This window comes from Rhizobium sp. BK512 (assembly GCF_014194915.1).
Classification (GTDB): Bacteria; Pseudomonadota; Alphaproteobacteria; order Rhizobiales; family Rhizobiaceae; genus Rhizobium.
In genome coordinates this window covers 101,211-120,192 of record NZ_JACIAS010000009.1, presented here as the reverse complement: position 1 = coordinate 120,192, position 18,982 = coordinate 101,211, and the positions used below count along the sequence as shown (strand labels likewise).

17 protein-coding genes and 1 pseudogene are annotated in these 18,982 nt (G+C 58.3%); 9 read left to right on the top strand and 9 right to left on the bottom strand.

Going from position 1 to position 18,982, the window contains the following annotated elements; all coding sequences use genetic code 11:
* Nucleotides 1-2: 2 nt before the first annotated feature.
* From FHX06_RS28070 to FHX06_RS28050, 5 genes are all read right to left on the bottom strand, one after another.
* Nucleotides 3-668: a hypothetical protein gene (locus tag FHX06_RS28070; protein WP_112542256.1), complete on the bottom strand. Its 666-nt coding sequence runs from the start codon at nt 666-668 to the stop codon at nt 3-5.
* 199 nt (nt 669-867) lie between these two features.
* Nucleotides 868-1,950, bottom strand: a complete 1,083-nt coding sequence (locus FHX06_RS28065) for a hypothetical protein (RefSeq protein WP_112542255.1) — start codon at nt 1,948-1,950, stop codon at nt 868-870.
* A gap of 42 nt (nt 1,951-1,992) precedes the next feature.
* A complete protein-coding gene (locus tag FHX06_RS28060) occupies nt 1,993-3,336 on the bottom strand; it encodes a helix-turn-helix domain-containing protein (protein ID WP_112542254.1) in 1,344 nt (447 codons plus the stop codon).
* Between the two features lie 49 nt (nt 3,337-3,385).
* The gene (locus FHX06_RS28055; RefSeq protein ID WP_112542253.1) at nt 3,386-3,739 is read right to left on the bottom strand and encodes a hypothetical protein; all 354 of its coding nucleotides are present in this window, start codon (nt 3,737-3,739) and stop codon (nt 3,386-3,388) included.
* A gap of 48 nt (nt 3,740-3,787) precedes the next feature.
* Nucleotides 3,788-6,028: a CHAT domain-containing protein gene (locus FHX06_RS28050; RefSeq protein ID WP_162709994.1), complete on the bottom strand. Its 2,241-nt coding sequence runs from the start codon at nt 6,026-6,028 to the stop codon at nt 3,788-3,790.
* 449 nt (nt 6,029-6,477) lie between these two features.
* Here FHX06_RS28050 and FHX06_RS28045 point away from each other — a divergent pair, with 449 nt between their 5' ends.
* Nucleotides 6,478-7,560 (top strand): type IV toxin-antitoxin system AbiEi family antitoxin, encoded by a 1,083-nt coding sequence (locus tag FHX06_RS28045; RefSeq protein ID WP_183881646.1) that lies wholly within the window; start codon nt 6,478-6,480, stop codon nt 7,558-7,560.
* Nucleotides 7,557-8,468 carry a GSU2403 family nucleotidyltransferase fold protein gene (locus FHX06_RS28040; RefSeq protein WP_183881644.1) on the top strand — a complete coding sequence of 304 codons (912 nt, stop codon included), beginning with the start codon at nt 7,557-7,559 and terminating at the stop codon, nt 8,466-8,468. The genes FHX06_RS28045 and FHX06_RS28040 overlap by 4 nt, the downstream gene beginning before the upstream one ends.
* A 126-nt stretch (nt 8,469-8,594) precedes the next feature.
* Here the strand turns inward: FHX06_RS28040 and FHX06_RS28035 are convergent, their stop codons facing one another.
* Nucleotides 8,595-9,644, bottom strand: a complete 1,050-nt coding sequence (locus FHX06_RS28035) for a Cj0069 family protein (RefSeq protein WP_183881642.1) — start codon at nt 9,642-9,644, stop codon at nt 8,595-8,597.
* Nucleotides 9,641-10,570, bottom strand: a pseudogene (locus tag FHX06_RS28030) (chromate transporter); the annotation flags it as partial. The gene FHX06_RS28035 and the pseudogene FHX06_RS28030, both read right to left, overlap by 4 nt.
* Here FHX06_RS28030 and FHX06_RS28025 point away from each other — a divergent pair.
* The 3 genes from FHX06_RS28025 to FHX06_RS35720 all read left to right on the top strand — a co-directional run bounded on the left by FHX06_RS28025 (nt 10,512) and on the right by FHX06_RS35720 (nt 12,027).
* Nucleotides 10,512-11,228 (top strand): alpha/beta fold hydrolase, encoded by a 717-nt coding sequence (locus tag FHX06_RS28025; protein ID WP_246715680.1) that lies wholly within the window; start codon nt 10,512-10,514, stop codon nt 11,226-11,228. The pseudogene FHX06_RS28030 and the gene FHX06_RS28025 sit on opposite strands and share 59 nt — an antisense overlap.
* Nucleotides 11,229-11,247: 19 nt before the next feature.
* Nucleotides 11,248-11,649, top strand: coding sequence for a nuclear transport factor 2 family protein (locus tag FHX06_RS28020; RefSeq protein ID WP_183881638.1), 402 nt, complete (start codon nt 11,248-11,250; stop codon nt 11,647-11,649).
* A gap of 180 nt (nt 11,650-11,829) precedes the next feature.
* Complete coding sequence (locus tag FHX06_RS35720; RefSeq protein ID WP_246715660.1) at nt 11,830-12,027, top strand: GNAT family N-acetyltransferase; 198 nt, start codon at nt 11,830-11,832, stop codon at nt 12,025-12,027.
* A gap of 486 nt (nt 12,028-12,513) precedes the next feature.
* Here the strand turns inward: FHX06_RS35720 and FHX06_RS28010 are convergent, their stop codons facing one another.
* A complete protein-coding gene (locus FHX06_RS28010) occupies nt 12,514-13,131 on the bottom strand; it encodes an isochorismatase family protein (protein WP_183881636.1) in 618 nt (205 codons plus the stop codon).
* A 33-nt stretch (nt 13,132-13,164) separates the two neighbouring features.
* Between FHX06_RS28010 and FHX06_RS28005 the strand changes: the two genes are divergently transcribed.
* The 4 genes from FHX06_RS28005 to FHX06_RS27990 all read left to right on the top strand — a co-directional run bounded on the left by FHX06_RS28005 (nt 13,165) and on the right by FHX06_RS27990 (nt 17,690).
* Nucleotides 13,165-14,184: a LysR substrate-binding domain-containing protein gene (locus tag FHX06_RS28005; protein WP_246715659.1), complete on the top strand. Its 1,020-nt coding sequence runs from the start codon at nt 13,165-13,167 to the stop codon at nt 14,182-14,184.
* A gap of 104 nt (nt 14,185-14,288) precedes the next feature.
* The gene (locus tag FHX06_RS28000) at nt 14,289-15,065 is read left to right on the top strand and encodes a pirin family protein (RefSeq protein ID WP_183881634.1); all 777 of its coding nucleotides are present in this window, start codon (nt 14,289-14,291) and stop codon (nt 15,063-15,065) included.
* Between the two features lie 131 nt (nt 15,066-15,196).
* The gene (locus FHX06_RS27995) at nt 15,197-16,144 is read left to right on the top strand and encodes an alpha/beta hydrolase (protein WP_183881632.1); all 948 of its coding nucleotides are present in this window, start codon (nt 15,197-15,199) and stop codon (nt 16,142-16,144) included.
* Between the two features lie 37 nt (nt 16,145-16,181).
* Nucleotides 16,182-17,690, top strand: a complete 1,509-nt coding sequence (locus tag FHX06_RS27990; RefSeq protein WP_183881630.1) for a GMC family oxidoreductase — start codon at nt 16,182-16,184, stop codon at nt 17,688-17,690.
* A gap of 269 nt (nt 17,691-17,959) precedes the next feature.
* Here the strand turns inward: FHX06_RS27990 and FHX06_RS27985 are convergent, their stop codons facing one another.
* On the bottom strand, nt 17,960-18,889 hold the full coding sequence (locus tag FHX06_RS27985; RefSeq protein WP_183881628.1) for a LysR family transcriptional regulator: 930 nt from the start codon (nt 18,887-18,889) through the stop codon (nt 17,960-17,962).
* Between the last annotated feature and the right edge of the window lie 93 nt (nt 18,890-18,982).

The window sequence follows — 18,982 nt, the reverse complement described above, 5'->3', positions numbered from 1 at the left end:
AATTAACTCATCTTCACGGGACCGAACATTCCACTCTCAACCATCGCGAGATAAATTTTTTTCATTGCCAGTGCTGTATCTTGGCTGACGAAGAGCGATGATCTGCTTCCATGTGGAGCGCCGAGAAGATAAGGCCGCATCGTTTCCCAGTTCTCCGCCCGGGATGACCATCGCCAAACCGGCATTTCCTGCTCAAGCATAAGCGGGACAGCAAGCGATTTCGGCACCAGCTTCCCCGGCTCAAGCATTGCATCCCATTCACAGCGAACAAGAACCGCTTGGGTACCGGTATTGTAGAAGGGAACGTCAAGAATCTCAGCGGTGATCTTTGCACGAGGATGGTGCGGGAGACTGTCAGCGGATGCGACAACTTTCTCGCCGTTTACATATGGGCAAGTTAAAAAGCCGTGCGCGAAATAGACCGTGTGATCAAGCCCCTGATAGCCACAACGATCACTGGGATAAGTCTCAGGATTGTGCTCATCGTGACGCGATACCAATGGATGCCATGTCGGATAGCCTTCAACAACTGGTCCACACTCATCGATGATATCCAGTAGCGTACGCTCGCTCCGCGAGCGTTCAGCGGGAGTGAAATTTCTCGACACCAGATAGCTTTTCGCTCGTTCGAAACCATTGATGGCGGCTTCATCAGCTCTGAACGCCATTCTCTGCACTCCTCAATTGGTTAACGCATAGAATATAGTTCAAGCGCACGAAAAGTCAATTTCGTGCGCAGAAATTTGATTCCGTTTAAAGATTCTGCTCGTGACGCGCGAGGACCGAGCCGAACCAAAGGCTCGCCCATCGATCGATCACCTCGGATAAGATTGCCTTCCTATGCGAGTTCATGCGAATGTTGAGGCACTAGTTGCTCGTTCCGAAGACCGAACCCCAATGAGTGGCCGAAATATTCGGAAGTAGTAGTGTCGGGTTGATGTCATACGTGCAGCGCCCGTCTTGAGCTCGAAAGTTCGAGGCCGCCAAGCCCACCCAGAACAGCGCCATGTCCCTGTCCGCAGTGCAAAGCATAAGATGTTCGTGCGGAAAAAACCCGAAGAGAGCTGTCAGGATCTCCAGCGCCCGAATGTCGGCGAGCGCGTTGTAGACATCCGCCAAAGCGTACTCCTGGCCAAACTTAAGCAGGCCTTTAGCGGGATTGTTCTTTTGCGGCGAGACGACCGCACTCAGTGCAGCCAAGACGACGAGGGAAGCGGTCGGAAGACCGTGACGCGCCGCTGCATCAACAACGCGATTCCAAACAACGTCGCGGCGTTGGCGGCTCACGGGTGATTTGACGTATTGATTTATCTCAAGAAGGAATGTCTGCTTGCGCTGCGCTCCCTCGCGAGTGTCTTCGATGAGCCCCAGTACGCCACGAAGACCTTGGTCATCTCCGGCAACTATCTCGCAGTTCGGCAAGGCCGACCGCAGCTTCGTGCGTGCTTCAGCCAAGTGCCGGCGGAGTTGGTCGGGCGTTGGATTGCTTCCCTGGTCCCCCTCAAGCACAAAAAGTAAGGGGTTGATTCGAACAGGATTGGCTGCGAAGAGGTCGATGAAGTCCGGTTCGGATCCGTTTCTCGTAATCCCATCCTTCAATCTTGAGGCGAGCTGGGCGACCACGCAGCGGTCGGGTAACACGACTGTATCTGCGATATGTGCTAAAGCCGAAGGCAGCCATCCGCCCTGCACAAGTCCGATGGCTTTCGATGTAAAGCGGCTCTCCAGGATCGTGCTGAAAGTCGCAATCTTTCCGTGGTGGATATCAAGACCCTGGGTCGAATGGACCCGACCGCGGCCTCTCAGCGGGATGTCCAAACGCTGGTGGAGCTTTGCGTCCCGCAGAGCCTCAAAAGCGAGCGGCGCAAACTCTACGTCGGTGATCGATATCTCCCGGCCCTGCGACCCATCGCTGCCGGTCTCTCGAACCGTCAAAACATTACCCGCCACCTCTACACCTCACTTAAGAACGTCCCCGCATGCTCCACTTGGTCAGCTTTCATCGAGCCAGGCTACCGGGTTGATGGAAGTGGCGTCCACTCCGCCGGCGTTCATCAAGTCACCACTAATTTCGTTCAACAACACCGAAATATCCTGGGAGTCGCCCAAAGTGTAAATCGGGAACACCGTTCGGGAGGCCAAGCGGCCAAACACTGCCCCGCCATTGAACCCATCGAACCGGCCAATACCGACTTCGCCCATCGTGTGGATGTCAACGCTCACGTCGGCGGGCGCTGCAGGGTAACTGCTCTTGCGCCTCAAGCGGTCGAATAGCCCGACGGCGAAACCCGCGGCAGTGATAACGAGATCCGCTGTGCATGTGCAGTATGACGTCGGACGGACCTGAACGAAGGACACTGTGACTAGACCGTCGCGCATGACTGTTACGGTCTTGTCGAACCCTCCCTCCTGGCGCGACGTCATCCCGCCGAGGATTTTGCGCCCCGAACCTTCGACGTAGGTGTAGGTCTCGATCCAATGCGTAGGTCGCCGCTCTGAGCCCTGTAGAATGCCGATGGCACCGGGATCGGGAACCAGACCATTGAAGCTTTCGAGCCGTGGGAGACCGATTCCAAAGTGTGGAACGATTGTGACCTGCAGGCCTAAAGCCGCCTGACCGGTCTGCTTCAGCCATACCGGAACGCCGGTGTCATTCGGGCCGCCGAGAAAATTCGCAGGCTTCAGATGAACGAGGTGGTCTGCGAAGTGCTTCTGGAATCGACTCCGTTCCTCAACCAGCCGTGCGGCAGCCTCGTCCAGCGATCTTGCGCGTCTGAGCAACATGTCGTGAAGCTCCGGCATTGAAAGAGTATCACATCGATCTTCTCTGCGAATGGTCGGTTTTCTGCTTTTCTTCACCCAATGAGGACCAAGCGATGAGGGTGAGGTTTCGATAAGCACGATCCCCGAGCCATCATTCTCGGTCACCAGGGAGCGTACGGCAAGGTAGGGAAGCCTGGGCTCGATGCAATCGTTGAACGCATCACGCAGGCGCCTCTCGAGGTCAAAGACATTCGGAAGCAAGTTCAGCCTCGAAGCTCTCGGCGGCGCTGCCTCGGTCTCCTCCATTCCGAGAATGAGCGTTCCGCCGTCGGCATTGGCAAAGGCAACAATCTCTTCGGCAAGTGCATCGCGTCCAAAATTCGAAATGCTCCCGGAGCCCTGCCAGCCGCGAGGAACGGAAAGCGACGGGTCCTTCGCTCGCCGGGCCTTCTGCTCCTCCGGGCTCACCGGGATATCCAGTTTGAATTCGATGTTGAGGCTCTCGCTCACGCCGTCCACAATGAGCTGACGGACATCTTCGATCGTGATGAACTCGATTGCTTTCCCGCGCATGGACCTGCCGTTCCTAAAGTGTCGCCCGTCTGTCAAACGCTGCGTGGGCTTAGCTGAAAGTCGCGTCTTCTAACTCTCGCAGATCTTTGACCTCGCGTCCGACCAGGGGCTGGTCGTCGAGGCGCGCCACCGCCTCGGCATGCTCGGCCCCTGCAATCTCGCAGCGGCTCGGAAGATCGCCGGCAGGATAACCGTGTGTCATGGCGCTCCACCAGGCGTTCATGAGCATGATGAGGGTAAGCCCCTTCTCTGCAGCTTCTCTCGTTCGATAGAGCCATTCCGATGGTCCGATCATCAAACCGATCTCTCCGCGCTGAGCGCATGACAGGAGATAGCCTCGGTCGGTTGAGGTGAGACGGTATCGATGTTCGGTATCGATTTCGGTTCTTAGAAGCTCAACCATCTCTTTTTCCCTGAACTGTTTTGATGAAGACCCGGCCGGCAGCCGCGCTCACGCAACGCTTTCCACGATATGGTCATCGTCTCTCGCCATCCTCTCTATCGTGTCCAGCAAGATTGTTTCGGGACGCCCGAGATTCAGGTAGGCGAGCGCGCTCGAATTAGCGATCGCCGTGTCGAGGCAAGTTTTCAGTAGCTCTCTCCTGCGGCCGTCCTCTTCGAGCAGATCGAGCACATCCTCGAACGGGCGACTTGATCCGCCATTGATGGAAAAATTGCCTTTCTGATGGACCGCCACGTAGGTCGCCTCGTCGATTATTTCTCTGTGCTGAAGCAATCGCAAAAAGTCCGTCAGGACCTGCATTCTCAACATGCCCGAGACGATCTCGGTCCAGGTCAGCGCCCGGCCGAATGTCTCCACCGCGGCCGGGATGAAGTCGGAAATCCGGAAGACCAATCGCGCAGCGAATGCAGCGGCCGCGCGTGCGTCGAGGGGAAAGACAGAGCTGAGGACGGATCGGCATCCCAAAGCCAGGAAACCGTTTGCGACCGTCGCATGGTTTCTATCGGCCGCGTGGGTATCACAGGCGCTCAAAATGACGATCGGCGGCGGTTGCGGAACGCGGTCGCGCAATTGCCAGACGTCAATCTCCTGGTCCTTGAGGTGCAACACCCCAACCCCGTCCTTTGGATGACTGCCATGTCCATCAAAGATTACTAGGGGGCCTTCGAACTCATTCAGGGCGGAAACGAGCTCGTGGGCATTTGAGACCTCCACGAAATTGACTTGAAGCGTTTCGTGCCAGTGCTTGCCGAAGGCATCAAAGGCGATTTCGAACATCGGCCGAATTGGGTCTTCGCGTTTCAGTGCACTGATGACGAGGATCCGGCGGAAACTTTCGGGGATTAGCCTGATCAGAGGAAGCGGCGCCAGCTGGTCGATGAACAGGTTCCCGGGTGTGACAGGAATTCTTGAGACGTTCTTCCTCAGGCAAAGCGGAAGGCCATCGACATCGAGCCATTCCACATGCGCGTCGGCAACAATGCGAACTCCGTCTTTTGATGATTTCACGAGCGGCAGAAAGCGTGCGGGGAAGGCCGAGGCGAGTGCTGCCTGTAGCTGCTGAAAGGCTCGTAGCCGCTTTTTTGATCCGTCCCCGTCGCTACGATAATGCGCTGCGAACTGCCGTACCGCCCCCGATGTCGTGTTGATGGCGTTTGGAAGACGAATGGTTGCCGAGAGATCCGAGGCTGAAAGGGCGGCGATCGCCTCGGTCGCGAGGGCGAGCTCCAGTTGGCGAAGTCGCGAGAGCGGGTGGGGTGACGGTTTGGCTCGCCCTGCTTTTATCTCCTCCAGCGACGCACCGAACAGAGCCTCTGCCTGATGCGGTGTTTTCGCGGTGTACCCGTAGCCAGTTTGGCGTACAAGGGCGTTCCTAACCGTTAAGAACCGCTGCTTTTCCGGCCCCACCATGTCAGCGGGAGGAGCCATCGTCGCCACGTGGGAGAACATTGCCGGCGCAAACAGGTTCAGGTCGGGGAAGCTGCGATAGGCGTCGCTAGCACCTCCAGCATCGGATTTTTCTCGCTCCGCGTAGATGCTGTTCGTAGTTGCCACGACTTGCTCGACATATGGGTCAATCCCGTTGCCTATGTCGTCAAAGGGGCCTTCCACCATATCTGCAAACCCAAAGGCCGACAGGGCCATCAAGTTGGGGACGACGGTCGCATGCCCTCGGATGTTATATTTGAGACGACGTGAAGGAGGAGGCGACCATCCTTGGAGCGCTTCTCTGGCGTCACGAACGTGGTCCGGGTCGATCGATTGCGGCAGGCGATCGCAGGCGCGTAGGCAATAGGCTTGTAACGCATTGATCGTGAGGTCCGATAAGGCCAAATCACCCTCTTTATCTGCGACGACGAGGGGAGTGATGGCGCAGGATTGCACCCAGGTACGAAAGTCGGCGGCAGCGTGCATCTCGCCAACCAAAAGGATGTTGAAAGGTAGATAAGCGGGCAACGGCGCGGAACGGATCGCCCGTGGAGACATCGGAAACCAGTTGATCGGATTTACCCCGCAGATTCGCCGGGGCGCGAAGGTCCGCAGACCATCCTCGGTTAGATCATAGATGGAAGACGGAAGGAACGACGCCGCGCGAATGAGCCGCGCGTTATGGCATAGGCTCACGGAGAAGCCTTGGAACGGTGTTGCCTTCGTGGGCTCGCCATCGGCCACGGGAATCAAGAATCGAATTGAACTGTCGAAAGTCGATATCTCCGGGAGTTCACTCATTGGCTTGCATTCGCACCACATTGTACCGTGAGCCCACACGCTATCTAACCGTGGCGCCAAAATCTACTTCTTGAAGTTGCGGGTTGTCGAATGTAATTCCCTTACCCTGAACCGAGTATGGGTTGCCAAAACGGATCCGTTTTTGTGTCCCCCCGCGCTGGGAAGACAACTACGTCATAGCCCAGCATCAGGGATACGCGGAAATCAAAAGCTGGAAATTCGCTAAGCGCCCAAATCTCGAACGCGAATCGCCTGGCCCAAATTTCTTAGTCGGCCTGTCACGCGGCGCCTGCGGTCAAAGCACGCTGAAGTTCTCGGCCTTCGACTTCCTATCTAGCGGTCGGGGCGGGAGAGCTCCCAACGTTATCTATTTGTTTGCTGTACAGTATATATCGACAATTCGGCAAATATGCGGCATAAGGGCTATATTTGCTGTGCAGGGAATATCGATGGAAGAGCCCATAGCTTTTGATATGTTGAGCGAGTTGGCGACTAGCCTTACGGAGGCAGGCGCGGAAATCACGTCCGAGCCAAGGTTTGGGGCGAAGATCGGAAAATCTTACGCAGATTTCCTTTTAGACGCGCGATTTTCCGACGCACCGTTCAAGCTTGTTGTCGAAGCCAAAAGATCTGCTTTTCCAAGAGACGTCAGGGAAGCAATCTGGCAGCTAAAAAGATACATTGCAGCGATGCCGCCGGGCAATGCCAGAGTTCTCCCGCTATTAATGGCCGACTCCATTTCCCCTGGTGCCAGAGCGCTTCTGCGCGAGGAGAAGATTGGTTATTTCGATCGTAGCGGCAGTCTCTATCTTTCGGCCGACAATCTTTTTGTTCTCATCGAAAAGCCTGCCTTAAAGCGGCAGGCTCGATCGCTCAACAGCCTGTTCGTCGGAAGTCGAGCGCAAGCCCTCCACGGGGTTTGGACGTTCAAGGACCAATGGTTTGGTGTGCATGAACTGGCCGAGCGAGCATCCGTGTCTCCGACAACTGCATCCCAGGTTCTTATCGAACTAGAGCGCCGCGAATGGGTGGACTCCAAGGGGGCTGGTCCATCGAAGGAAAGGATGCTCGCCAATCCCCGCGCGCTGCTTGACGAGTGGTCTTCCTATGTAGCTTCGCTCAAGCCAAAGTCGCTCCGCTCGTACTATATGCGGATGGCCAGCATCGATGAGGCAATCCATGAGATTGACAGGATCTGCGACGAGACGGGCATTCGTTATGAGATATCGGGGCTCATGGCTGGGCAGATCCATGCGCCGCACCTTTCGAAAATATCCCAGATCCATTGCCGCATCGATCACGGGAGCGAAAACCTTCTCCTAAATCTCGGAGCAAAGGCTGTTAAGGAGGGCTGGAACCTGGGAATTATCGATTCAAATCCACGTCACGACTTTCTGTTTCGCCAACGGCTCGATCATGTCTGGGTCACAGACCCACTTCAAACTTACCTTGACCTTCTGCAGCTTGACAGCGGTCGCTCAAAGGAATTAGCCGAGCATCTTCGGCTGACAAAACTCGCGGTACCCGAATGACAAAACCTCAGATACTGACCGAATACAGTGCCGATGTTACCCGGGACTGCGAGCGTGTCCTGGTTACGCTCTTCAGCAGCCTCGGCCCCTGGCGCGATTCCGTCTTTCTGGTCGGTGGTCTGGCACCGCGCTACATCGTCACCAAGCGGCCGCCCGACGTCCCGCCCCATGCAGGAACCGGCGATATCGATGTCGTGGTCGATCTTTCGATTCTCGCCGACACCGAGGCGTACCGGACGCTCGAGCAGAACCTCAAAAAAATGGGTTTCGAGCGTGCGCAAAATGACAAGGGCAATAAAGTCAACTGGCGTTGGCAGACCAAGACCGAGCATGGCATTCTCGTCATTCTGGAGTTCTTGGCAGACGATCCGAAGCTCCGGGGCGGCGCATTGCAGGAACTACCGACGGAAGGAAATGTCTCTGCGGTGAATATTCCTCACGCGTCGCTCGTGTTTCGGCACCACGACCGAATGGAGGTCACCGCTGACCTGTTGGGTGAAAAGGGCCGGTCGACGGAATCCATCCCTTACGCTGATATCGTGGCATTCACATGCCTCAAGGCGTTTGCCTTTGATCACCGGCGTGAGCGCAAAGATGCGCACGATCTCGTCTACTGCCTCGAACATGGGGAAGGCGGCCTCGCCGGTGCAATTGCCAAATTCCAGGAGGCTCTGAAAGGCAACGATCGGGAGGTCATCGAACGTGCACTCACGCTATTGCTCAACCGATTTTGTGACCCGCAGCCAGACGATGGCTACCGTCGCGAGGGCAACGTTGCCGTCGCGCAGTTCGAAATTGAAGGTGCCTCAGAGGACTCGGAAATCAGAGAAGCGCGAGTTTTGCGCCAGCGTGACGTCAATGACATCATGCGAGAGTTTTTAGGCGCGCTAGGTATTGCGTTTAAGTGATGCTCGGAGCGCGGAAGCGGATAGATCATGCAGTGACTTGATCGATATCACATTCTGATGCCATTGTTTTCTATGCATATTTTCGGCAGAGAACTGGGGTTGCGGGTTCGATTCCTTTCAAGGCGATCAAGAACATGACCGTAGCCGCAAGGCAAGCTCTTGAGCAATCCCGGCAGGCGCGTCGTCGGGTATCGCGAACACGCAACTGACGTTGATCTCGCACAGCACGTAGGTATCGCCATCAAAGCTGTCACGCGGTCCGAAGAGGAAGTCCGCGTCCCAGATGATGGGAAGCGACTGCCGGTCTATACCGAGCACCGACATCATCTGCGGCGTCCATTCGTTTTCCATTTTCGCCCTTAACGGCTGGAACGGCGCTGACGACGCAGGGTGCATGATCCTCGGGCCGGGCTGCAGCGCCTCCGGCCCGTAACCGGGAGGCGGCGTGACCAGTGCCTTGATCAACTGGTGGCCGTAGCCGACAACCTTGTCGCCGCACATGTAGCAGCGGATCATGCCTTCCGGCAGCCGCTCCTGGAACGGCTGGTCGACGATGCTCCCGCCGTCCTCGAAGTATGCCTCGCAGCGCGACAAGAACGCTTCCAGTTCGACCGTCTCGGGAATGCTCCAAGCCTTCGCCTCCAAGACCCTGACAAAAGTGCCGTCGGACTGCCGATCATCGATCTCGACCTTCCAGACGCCCTGACCGCCATTACCACGATTGCGCTTCAGAACCCGCGGGCCGCCTGTCGCCAGTCTCGCCGGAAACGCGTCGCGAAACTCCTCGGCCGACCGGTAGATCAACGTGTCCACGCCCCATCCAAGGTGCCTCGTTTCGTAAAGCACCTCCTTCACGCCCATCTTGAGGATGACGTCCGGATGCGCGCTGACGAAGACGCCCGCCTCGGCCACCTTCCGAAGCAGGGGATCGAGAACGTTCCTGGTCTTTCCATCGTCGAGGGGATTGACCCAGACGAGGACGGCGTCGACAGCGAGGAGCTGCTGAAAAACCTCGTGTGCGAACGCCTCGTCGAACACAGCCGGCTCCGGCGCGAACCCGGCAGCCTCTAACTCTTCGAAGATCCGGTGGTAGCGGCTGTTGGTCTTCGTGGCGGCGCCTCTGGTCTCGCGGTCGCCGCGCCAGACGATCGCGACCTTCTTCACGTTTTTGCTCATGGATGAACTCCGAACGCCAGGCCGTAGGCAAGTCCGGCGAGGGCGCATGCTGCCAGGACCTTCAGCATGCCGATTTTGAACCGGAAGACGGCGATGACGGCTGCGAGCGTCAGCGCCAGCGCGGGAAGGTTGACCGAGCTCAGAACGGGAACGTCCACCGACATCCCGAGGCCGTTCACCTTGCGAACCTCGGAGAACAGCACATGGAGAGCAAACCAGACGGCGAGGTTGAGAACGATGCCGACAACCGCGGCGGTGATCGCCGATAGCGCTGACGACAGCGCCTTGTTGCGACGAAGCGTCTCCATGAACGGTCCGCCGAGCAGGATCCACAGGAAGCAGGGGACAAAGGTGACCCAGGTCGTCAGAAGGCCGCCGAGCGTGCCGGCGAGCAAAGGCGACATCCCACCCGGCGACCGATAAGCGCCCAGGAAGCCGACGAACTGCGTGACCATAATGAGCGGGCCGGGCGTCGTTTCGGCCAGACCGAGCCCATCCAGCATCTCGCCCGGTCTCAGCCAGCCATAGTGGTTGACCGCTTCCTGGGCCACATAGGACAGGACGGCCTAGGCGCCGCCGAAGGTTACCATCGCCATCTTCGAGAAGAAGACTGAGATGTCCGAGAAGACGTTGTGCTGGCCGAAGAAGGCAAACAGCAGAAGGATGGGCCCGAACCATGCGACCGCGCCAACGATGGCGACCTTCAGGAGCCAGCGCGCGTTCGGACGGGTATGGTCGGGAATTCCTTCGCCGAGCAGGCTGTCGGCGTCGGCAAGGTGCGTGCCGCCCGCCTTGCCGTGGCCGCCTCCGGGAGCAAACGCCTTCCAGCCGGCCTTGCCGCCGACGAAGCCGATCAGGCCGGCGACGATGACGACCAGTGGGAACGGCGCCTGGAACAACGCCAGCGCCAAGAAGGCTATGACAAGGCTGATGACGGATGTCCTGGGATACGAGCGGTTCGCCGCGCGCGGATCCGACCAGGGCGCGCTTGTTCTGCAGCAGATTGCGCTTCGGTCTCCAGGCCGGCTCATTGGTCTGCACCGATCGGGAATTACTCCGTTCGCCGATCCCGTGCCCGATGACCTTTCTTTGGAGGAACTCGAGTATCAGAACGAAGTTGCGGCGTGGGTGAAGAGGGAAACCGCCTATGCCGTGCTTCAGTCTACGCGGCCGGAAACGCTGGTGCCCGCGCTTGCCGACTCTCCGGTAGCGCTCGCAAGCTGGTTCGTCGAGAAGTTCCAGCGGTGGGGCGACTGCGGTGAGCAGCAGCCGGACGTCGTGTTCGGGCGCGATAGGCTGCTCGACAATCTGACGCTCCACTGGCTGTCCGGCTCCGGCGTTTCGGCCACCCGTCTCTACCGACAGGGGCCGAGTAGCAGCCTGAAGGGCAGGGCGGAGGTTCCGACCGCAATTCTCATGCCTCTGAAGGACGCCGTCACGGTTCCAGCGCCAAGGTCGTGGTGCGAGCGGCAGTACATTGTCCGCAGGTTCACGATCCTCGAACATGGCGGACACTTTCCCGAATGGGAGGTTCCCCACGCCGTGGCGGACGACGTCCGCGCATTCTTCGCAACATTGTCATAGAAGAGGAGATACAGCCGCCATGACCAGCACGGGCAATCTTGACCGCGTACTCAACTATCTGAGAGCCGTTGAAGCCATGGATGGAGAACGGGTTGCGACCATGCTATCGCCAACGGTAGTCCAGACGGAACTGCCCAATGCCCTGAAACCGGACGGTGGGACTCGGAACTTAGAGCAGCTTCTAGCAGGATTGAAGGCGGCGCGGACGATCCTCCAGTCCCAGCGTTACGAGGTCCTGTCAAAATTTCAATTCGGCGAGCGCGTCGTTCTGGAAGTGCGATGGTCCGGCACGTTGGCCGTTGCTTTAGGACGGCTTCGGCCGGGCGAGGAGATGGTTTGCCACTCGGCGATGTTCTTCGAGTTCAAGAACGGCCTGATCGTGAAGCAGAGAAATTATGACTGCTTCGAACCCTACAACTGACCTGCTGCGGTTTGACATCGAGGCCCTCAAATTGACGCCGGTATCCCTTCATACTCTCCGACAAGGTCTGGTCGTCGCGCCCTGCGAGGAGTGCGACATCCCCGACGTCACAAAAATCTATAGCCATGCGGTCGTTCACGGCCATGCCAGCTTTGACTCGAAGCGCCAGATGTCGATGAGATGAGACGGCGGTGGGAGAGCCTCAACGAGGCCGGCTTCCCCTATGTTGTAGTCCGCTTTAAAGAGCGGACACTCGGCTATGCCGACGTCGGTCCCTATAGAAGCCGTCCCGCCTATCAATACGCCGTCGAGGACTCCGTCTACATCGACCCCGATGTAACAGGGAGGGGGCTGGGAAGGCACTCCTGGCGAAACTGATCAGGGTATGCGAAGCGAGAGGCGATTTACGCCAAATGGTAGCGATCGTTGGCGACGGCGAAAATCTCGCGTCCCGCCGGCTGCACGCGGGGGCAGGACCGGCTTATCAGAACACTAAGCTCGGTCGGATGGAGCACGGCAGATGGATCGACTCGGTGATCATGCAGCGGTCGCTCGGCGACGGAAGGGAAGTTCCCCGATACGGTTCAATGAACCGCGCGACGTCGCCGGATGATATCACAGGCTTGGGCGCTCGACGGTGTCCTCCACAACCATAGACTTGAGTTCCCTCCTGAGGGTGGCGACCTTTGCGCCGTTGAGCTTCGCGAACTCCTGTTGCGCCGCATTCCAGAGAGACGACGCCTTTTCATGCAGAGCATCGCCTTCACGGATCAGCTCAATGATCCGATAGCGGCCAGGGAGGCCGCTCCAAACAGTCGCGACGTGTGATGTTCAGAAACAAGAACTCGCCATGGCTGGCTTGATTTATTTGCCGTAAGCTTTGGCGACCTGGCCGACGAGGTTAGCCCAGGGCATATCGAGGGCAGTGTAGACGGCTGCGGCCTCCGGGCGGCCGTTGTCCTTGAGGATTTCGACCATCAAGGTGGCATAATCAGACAGGATGACACCTGCTTGCTGCATGCGCAGGAGCCCTGCCTGCCGCTTGGTTTCGCTGAACGTGCCGGACGCATCGACCGCCACATAAGCATCGAGACCGCGGGCGACTGCCGTCATGGCCGGAAACGCGGCACAGACTTCGAGAGAGATGCCAGCGAAAATCAGCTTCTTGCGGCCGGTGGCTTCGATTGCCTTGGCGACGCGCTCGTCGTCATAGGCGTTGACGGAGGAACGGTCGATGATTTCGATACCGGAAAGCGCTTCGACGAGTTCCGGAATTGTCGGACCCCACATGCTGTCACGGGCCGTGGTCACAGCAACGATCGGGATATTGAGGGCTCTGGCAGCCTTCGCAAGTGCCACGACGTTGTGCTTGAGTTCGCCCGTGGAGTAATCGCGCACGCCAGTCATCAGGCCGACCTGATGATCGACAAGGATAACAGCAGCATTTTCGGCGGTGAGGGGTTCGTAGGTGCGGCTGGTCATAAGATTGTCCTTTGATGTGAAGCAATCGGCAGGATGCCGGTGCTCGTGTTTTTCTGTGACAACCAGAAGGTAGACGCTGGACGTGCGGCCCAAAAGCCATCAAAATCGCAACGTAATGTCCAACCAAATGGACGATGTTTGATGCTCGATTTAAATGACTTCTTCTACTACGTGCAGATCGTCGATCGCGGCGGCTTCACGGCAGCAGGCCGAACACTTCGTGTGCCGAAGTCGACGCTGAGCCATCGGATGCAGGAACTGGAAAAAGAGCTGGGTGTCCGCTTGCTCAACCGAACCTCCCGCCGCTTCGGCATGACGGATGCTGGAAGCGACTTTTATCGGCATGCGGTCGCCATGCTGCGCGAAGCCGAGATGGCAGAGACGACAATCCGGCACCGTCTGACCGAGCCGACTGGTACCGTGCGCTGCACGGCGGGTGTCGCAACGATGCAATTTGCCATGGCGGATATCATTGCCGATTTTCTGGTGCAGTATCCCAAGGTAAACGTCTTCGCCCATGCCGCCGACCGGACGGTCGATATCGTCGGTGAGAATTTCGACCTTGCGGTCCGGGCTCATTCGGATCCTTTGCCGGATTCGAACCTTGTGCAGCGGACGCTTGCGCCTGCACCCTGGTATCTGTTTGCAGGATTGGATTACATTGAAAGAAACGGCGCTCCAAAAAGCCCTCAGGATCTCCAGACACATCCGTCGCTGTTCATGATGAGGACTGGCCTTTCGCCGGTCTGGCGGCTACGTCACGTCCGTCAGGCAAGGGACGAAGTCGTGGTGCCGCTGACGCCCCGGCTGATTGGAGACGACATGGTCGGGCTTCAGCAAGCGGCCATCAAAGGGATCGGTGTGGTCGCGCTACCGGGCTATATCGCCAGAGCGGCAGTTCAATCTGGCGCCCTTCGTCGCATCCTGCCGGATTGGCTTGCGGGCGATTCCACGCTGACGGCACTTATCCCGTACCGCCAGGGCCTGCTTCCATCGGTCCGCGCTTTTCTCGATCACCTGGCGACGGAATTTCCAAAATCGGTCTTGCTTTAGATCGTCCAGTGTCTTGAACGCAAGGTTGGGATATTAGCGACTTCTCGTCCAATGCGGTTCGCCGCAGATTTTGTTGGCAGATACCTGTCAATGGAGCGAGCAAGATGCAACCTGCTGCAAAAATAGAGGTCCCGGAGGGTCGTGCGGCGAGAATTGGGGCGACCGTCACTGGTGTGCCACAGGAGATAGGCAACGGATTCGTCGCGATCCACTTCTCCGAAAAGATGTTCGATGGTCGGATGGATCCGCTTCTGATGGTGGATCATTTCGTGATGACGGCGCCAACCTTCGATCCGCATCTTCATAGGGGGATATCGGCTGTCACTGCAATCTTCGAAGATTCACAAGGGGCGTTCCTCAACCGGGATACGCTTGGGAACAACGTCGCCCTGCAGCCGGGGGATCTTTACTGGCTGGCTGCGGCAGCTGGTGCGGTCCATGAAGAAAAGCCTGAGAAAGGTGGGAGAACCCACGCACTGCAAATCTTCGTCGACCTGCCGGAGCGCATGAAGAACGAACCGGCACGAGCGCTCCATGTGGAAGCGCAAAATATGCCGACAATCAAAACGCCAGGGTACCGTGTCCGTGTCGTTCTCGGTCGCAGCGGTGACGTCGCCGGTCCTCATGGAACGCCTGAAGAAATGACGCTGCTGGACGGCTTTCTGCATCCCGAAGGAAAGTTTGCGCATCTGCTGCCGGAGGGCACGGGGGCATGGATCTACGCCGTGTCGGGCACGCTGTCGCTGCAGGTGGGCGGCGAGAGCCGTGACCTCAATGCAGGAACCGCGACAACGGTTGCCGCAGGATCCGAGACGGAAATCCTGATCGAGGCCAATGAAGCGGCGCACTTCGTGCTTCTTGCAGCAAGACCGATCACCTGAATCTCGCCTTCGACGAAGACAAACGGTGGCGCCTGAGGGCACCTCCGATCTCAAACTGCACCCCGGGGCTCAAACCCCCGAAATCCTCAAGCCTTGAGCGCCGCCGGACGAGCGGTACACGGAGACAGACGATGCTGGATGTTCTGAAGACAAACCACACTCAGACTAAGATCGAAGTCATCAAGATCTCGGCCGAAGAGCGAACTCGCGAAGATGCCCTTCGCCAACGTTTCGCGGAGTTCTGGGCATCGGCCACGACCGACCTGCGCACCACCTATGACGCGTTCATCTCGGCGAGCCCGCTTGTCGATCATGTGACCCTCGAAGCTGTCGATGAGGATGGTGTCAAGGGCTGGTGGGTTCGCCCCCAGCAGGCGAACAGTTCCCGGGCAATTCTTTACATACACGGTGGCGGATATGTTCTCGGGTCAGCACAAGCCTATCGCGGCTTCGTCAGCCAGATCGTGGCACGTACACAGGTTCCGGCATTCATCCTTGAATATCCCCTTGCGCCCGAAGCCTCCTTGCCGACCGCGCCGAACACGGTACTCGCCGCCTGGCAGTGGCTCGTCGACAAGGGTTTCGAGCAGATTGCCATTGTCGGGGACTCAGCCGGCGGTGGCCTTTCGCTCGCGACGTTGACGCAGCTCAGCAATGGAACCTTGGATGTGAAGCCAGTCGCCGGCGTCGTCTTTTCCCCTTGGGTCGACATGACCTTTTCGGGGGCTTCGATGACCGATGCGGCCGTGGTCGATCCGCTGATCGGTTACGATTACCTCAAGGACTGTGCCCAGAAATATCTCGGCCCGTTCTCCGCCTCCGATCCGCTGGCATCGCCTCTTCTGGGTGACCTGCATAAGCTGCCGCCTCTTCTGATCCAGGTCGGCACCGATGAACGTCTCCTCGACGACTCCAGGCAATTCGCCGACCGGGCAGGTCAGGCTGGCGCGCCCGTGCAGCTCGAGGTCTGGGAGGGGATGCATCACGTCTTCCAGCTCGATGTTGCGCATATCGAAAGCGCCAGATCCGCGCTCGACCGGGCAGCACAGTTCCTCCTTGCCGCCTTCAATCGCCGTTGAGACGAAGTCGGACACCAACTGATCCAGGAGATTTGAGATGCCAACCCAGACCACATACGACGTCATCATCGTAGGGGGAGGTTCTGCCGGTGCAGTCCTGGCGAACCGACTAAGTGAAGATGCGAGCAGGCAAATCCTGCTGGTTGAAGCCGGCCCAGCTTATGCGTCTTCTGACTTTCCCGATGTCATCGCAAACGCCGACCGCGTCGGCGGCGATGCGGCGCATGATTGGGGCTACCGCACCCAGGATCATCTTGGTCCCGGGCATGATGTCAGGGCATTGCGCGGCAAAGTGCTCGGTGGTGGCTCGGCGGTCAACGCCGCTGTCGCAATGCGCGCTCGTGCCCCCGACTTCGCACGTTGGACCGCGCGCGGCGTGACGGGCTGGACCTTTGAAGACGTCCTGCCGGTCTTCAAGGCGCTGGAAAATACGCCAACAGGCGAAGATACCTGGCACGGTCGCTCGGGCCCTTTTCCGATCCGGCAGAGAACGATGGAGGAAAATACGCCATCGATGCGGGCATTCGTCCTGGCTGCCGAGGCTGCGGGCCTTGCCCGTATCAGCGATTTCAATGGCGCTGAGCAAAATGGCGTCTCGCCCTATCCCATGAACGTCGTGGAGGGCCGCCGGATCAACACGGGCATGGCTTACCTAATTGACGACGTCCGGCGCAGGCCAAACCTGACCGTGATGGGACACGCGGAAGTCGATTCCATCGTCTTCAGCGGGCGGCGCGCCATCGGCATCAATCTCATCGGCGGGGAGACGATTGAAGGCGGAAAAATCATCCTGTCCTCCGGGACCTATGGAAGTCCTGCCATCCTGATGCGCTCGGGTATCGGACCCGCCGCGCATCTGGCCGAGCTCGACATTCCAGTGGTCGTCGACGCCCCGATCGGAGAGCGGCTGAAGGAGCATCCCTTCTACTACAACGTCTACGCTTTGAAGCCCGAGGCGAGATCGATGACGCCTGCAGCTGGCGCCATTGTCTGGACCAATTCCAGTGAGGCTGGCCCGGATGAACTCGATTTGCATGTTTCGGGAACGCATATATTCGATCCGGGGCAAAGCCCGACGGGCGGCGCGATTGTGCTTGCCTGCTCGGTAACCTTGCCTAAGTCGAACGGATCAATCCGCCTCGCCAGCCGTGATCCGCGCGCCATGCCGCTCATCCGCTTCAACTTCTTCCAGGATCGAAGTGACCTGCGACGGATGATGGAAGCTGTAAAGCTGTCGCGCCGCATTGGCAGGACGACACCGTTCAGCGACATGATCGAGATGGAGATGTTCCCGGGCACGGATGTCGATGACGACGCTGCACTCGAAAAGGCGATCATCGAACAGGTCGACGGCTATTCCCACCCAACGTCCTCCGTGCCGATGGGAAGTGCTGAAGATCCGACCGCCGTCGTCGACGGGAATGGCGCAGTCCGGGGCACGGAAGGCCTGCATGTCATCGACGCATCCATCATGCCTGACATCGTTTCCGCACCGACCAATGTGACGACGGTCATGATGGCGGAAATGATCAGCCGAAGGATTTGAACGAAAAGCCAACGCTTTACCCATGCCGGCGCGGCGGGGACGGGCGCCGGCTCATCCCATCGTTGAAGCTCCGCTCGTATTCCAACAAACCGGTAGACATTGGAGAATTCCGATGAGACGGCTCAGCATTTTCCTTTTTCCGTTGTTGAGGAATCATTAAGATTAGCCACGAATAACGGCCGCTTTCAACCGATGGTGTTTCCGCCATTGCTTGACGCGTCCCGTGTTATTTTCAGCGTCATGGTTCGGTTCAGATCAACAGAACCCGTTCATCCCAAACTACCGGCAAACCGCTCCGGGTAGCGCTCACGCTGAAACCACTCCACAACGAAATCGATGAACACGCGCGTCTTTGCCGGAAGCAGGGTCTTGTTGGCGTAGTAGATCGATATCGGCCCGGCATCTACCCACCAGGTGGGCAACAGCCGCACGAGTTCCCCACTTTCCAGATGAGGCATGGCGTCAGGTTTCGCAAGCAGCGTAACCCCCAGCCCCAGGATCGCGGCCGCTCGCATGGCGGCTGGATCGTTGACGACAATCGTTTCCTTGAGGGAGACTGCCTGCTCATCCCCCGCAGCGTTGCGCATCTGCCTTTGCGTCACACGGCCGGTCCGCAGCGATCGCATGACAATCCCGTCCATGTCAGCAAGGTCACTCGGAGCAGCGACCCGCGAGCGGCCTTCGAGGTAGGCGGGGGAGGCGACCGCAATTAAATGGGCGGGTGCAAGCGTTCTGGCGACCACGCCCTGCGCAAGTTCGAAGCCTCCACCGATCGCAGCATCGTATCCTTCGACGATCAGGTCGACCTGTCTGTTCTCGAACATCCATTCAGGCCGAATGAGAGGATATCGCTGCCTGAACTCGGGTAGCATCGGCAGAATATAGCCGATACCGAAGGTCGGACCCATGCTGATCTTCAGTGTTCCGGCAGGTTGTCCGTCTGTCTGCGCAGCTTCAGCGATTGCACCCTGGAGGTTCTCAAGATGATCGCGGATCGAAATGAGGAACCGTTCGCCAGCTTCTGTGAGCGTCAGGCTACGGGTGCTGCGGTGAAACAGTCGGAGCGCCAGGTTGGATTCGAGCGCCGCGACATTGCGGCTCACTCCTGCCGGGGTCAGGCCAAGACGCCGCGCTGCAGCCGAGAAACTGCCAAGTTCGGCGCTGCGCACGAAGGATTCCAGGTTCGCCAGGCTTTCCATCTTTTTCACCTTCAACAATCACTTGAAACGGATAGCGCCTATTGGCGGCTAATCAAAACAAAATTGTGGGGCCATTTTCACGTCATCGAAGAA

What these genes read in the sequence shown, in the direction of transcription:
- FHX06_RS28070 (WP_112542256.1), bottom strand. Translation starts at nt 668, where the DNA reads ATGGCGTTCAGAGCTGATGAAGCCGCCATCAATGGTTTCGAACGAGCG.
- FHX06_RS28060 (WP_112542254.1), bottom strand. Translation starts at nt 3,336, where the DNA reads ATGCGCGGGAAAGCAATCGAGTTCATCACGATCGAAGATGTCCGTCAG.
- FHX06_RS28055 (WP_112542253.1), bottom strand. Translation starts at nt 3,739, where the DNA reads ATGGTTGAGCTTCTAAGAACCGAAATCGATACCGAACATCGATACCGT.
- FHX06_RS28050 (WP_162709994.1), bottom strand. Translation starts at nt 6,028, where the DNA reads ATGAGTGAACTCCCGGAGATATCGACTTTCGACAGTTCAATTCGATTC.
- FHX06_RS28045 (WP_183881646.1), top strand. Translation starts at nt 6,478, where the DNA reads ATGGAAGAGCCCATAGCTTTTGATATGTTGAGCGAGTTGGCGACTAGC.
- FHX06_RS28040 (WP_183881644.1), top strand. Translation starts at nt 7,557, where the DNA reads ATGACAAAACCTCAGATACTGACCGAATACAGTGCCGATGTTACCCGG.
- FHX06_RS28035 (WP_183881642.1), bottom strand. Translation starts at nt 9,644, where the DNA reads ATGAGCAAAAACGTGAAGAAGGTCGCGATCGTCTGGCGCGGCGACCGC.
- FHX06_RS28025 (WP_246715680.1), top strand. Translation starts at nt 10,512, where the DNA reads ATGACGACCAGTGGGAACGGCGCCTGGAACAACGCCAGCGCCAAGAAG.
- FHX06_RS28020 (WP_183881638.1), top strand. Translation starts at nt 11,248, where the DNA reads ATGACCAGCACGGGCAATCTTGACCGCGTACTCAACTATCTGAGAGCC.
- FHX06_RS35720 (WP_246715660.1), top strand. Translation starts at nt 11,830, where the DNA reads ATGAGACGGCGGTGGGAGAGCCTCAACGAGGCCGGCTTCCCCTATGTT.
- FHX06_RS28010 (WP_183881636.1), bottom strand. Translation starts at nt 13,131, where the DNA reads ATGACCAGCCGCACCTACGAACCCCTCACCGCCGAAAATGCTGCTGTT.
- FHX06_RS28005 (WP_246715659.1), top strand. Translation starts at nt 13,165, where the DNA reads ATGCCGGTGCTCGTGTTTTTCTGTGACAACCAGAAGGTAGACGCTGGA.
- FHX06_RS28000 (WP_183881634.1), top strand. Translation starts at nt 14,289, where the DNA reads ATGCAACCTGCTGCAAAAATAGAGGTCCCGGAGGGTCGTGCGGCGAGA.
- FHX06_RS27995 (WP_183881632.1), top strand. Translation starts at nt 15,197, where the DNA reads ATGCTGGATGTTCTGAAGACAAACCACACTCAGACTAAGATCGAAGTC.
- FHX06_RS27990 (WP_183881630.1), top strand. Translation starts at nt 16,182, where the DNA reads ATGCCAACCCAGACCACATACGACGTCATCATCGTAGGGGGAGGTTCT.
- FHX06_RS27985 (WP_183881628.1), bottom strand. Translation starts at nt 18,889, where the DNA reads ATGGAAAGCCTGGCGAACCTGGAATCCTTCGTGCGCAGCGCCGAACTT.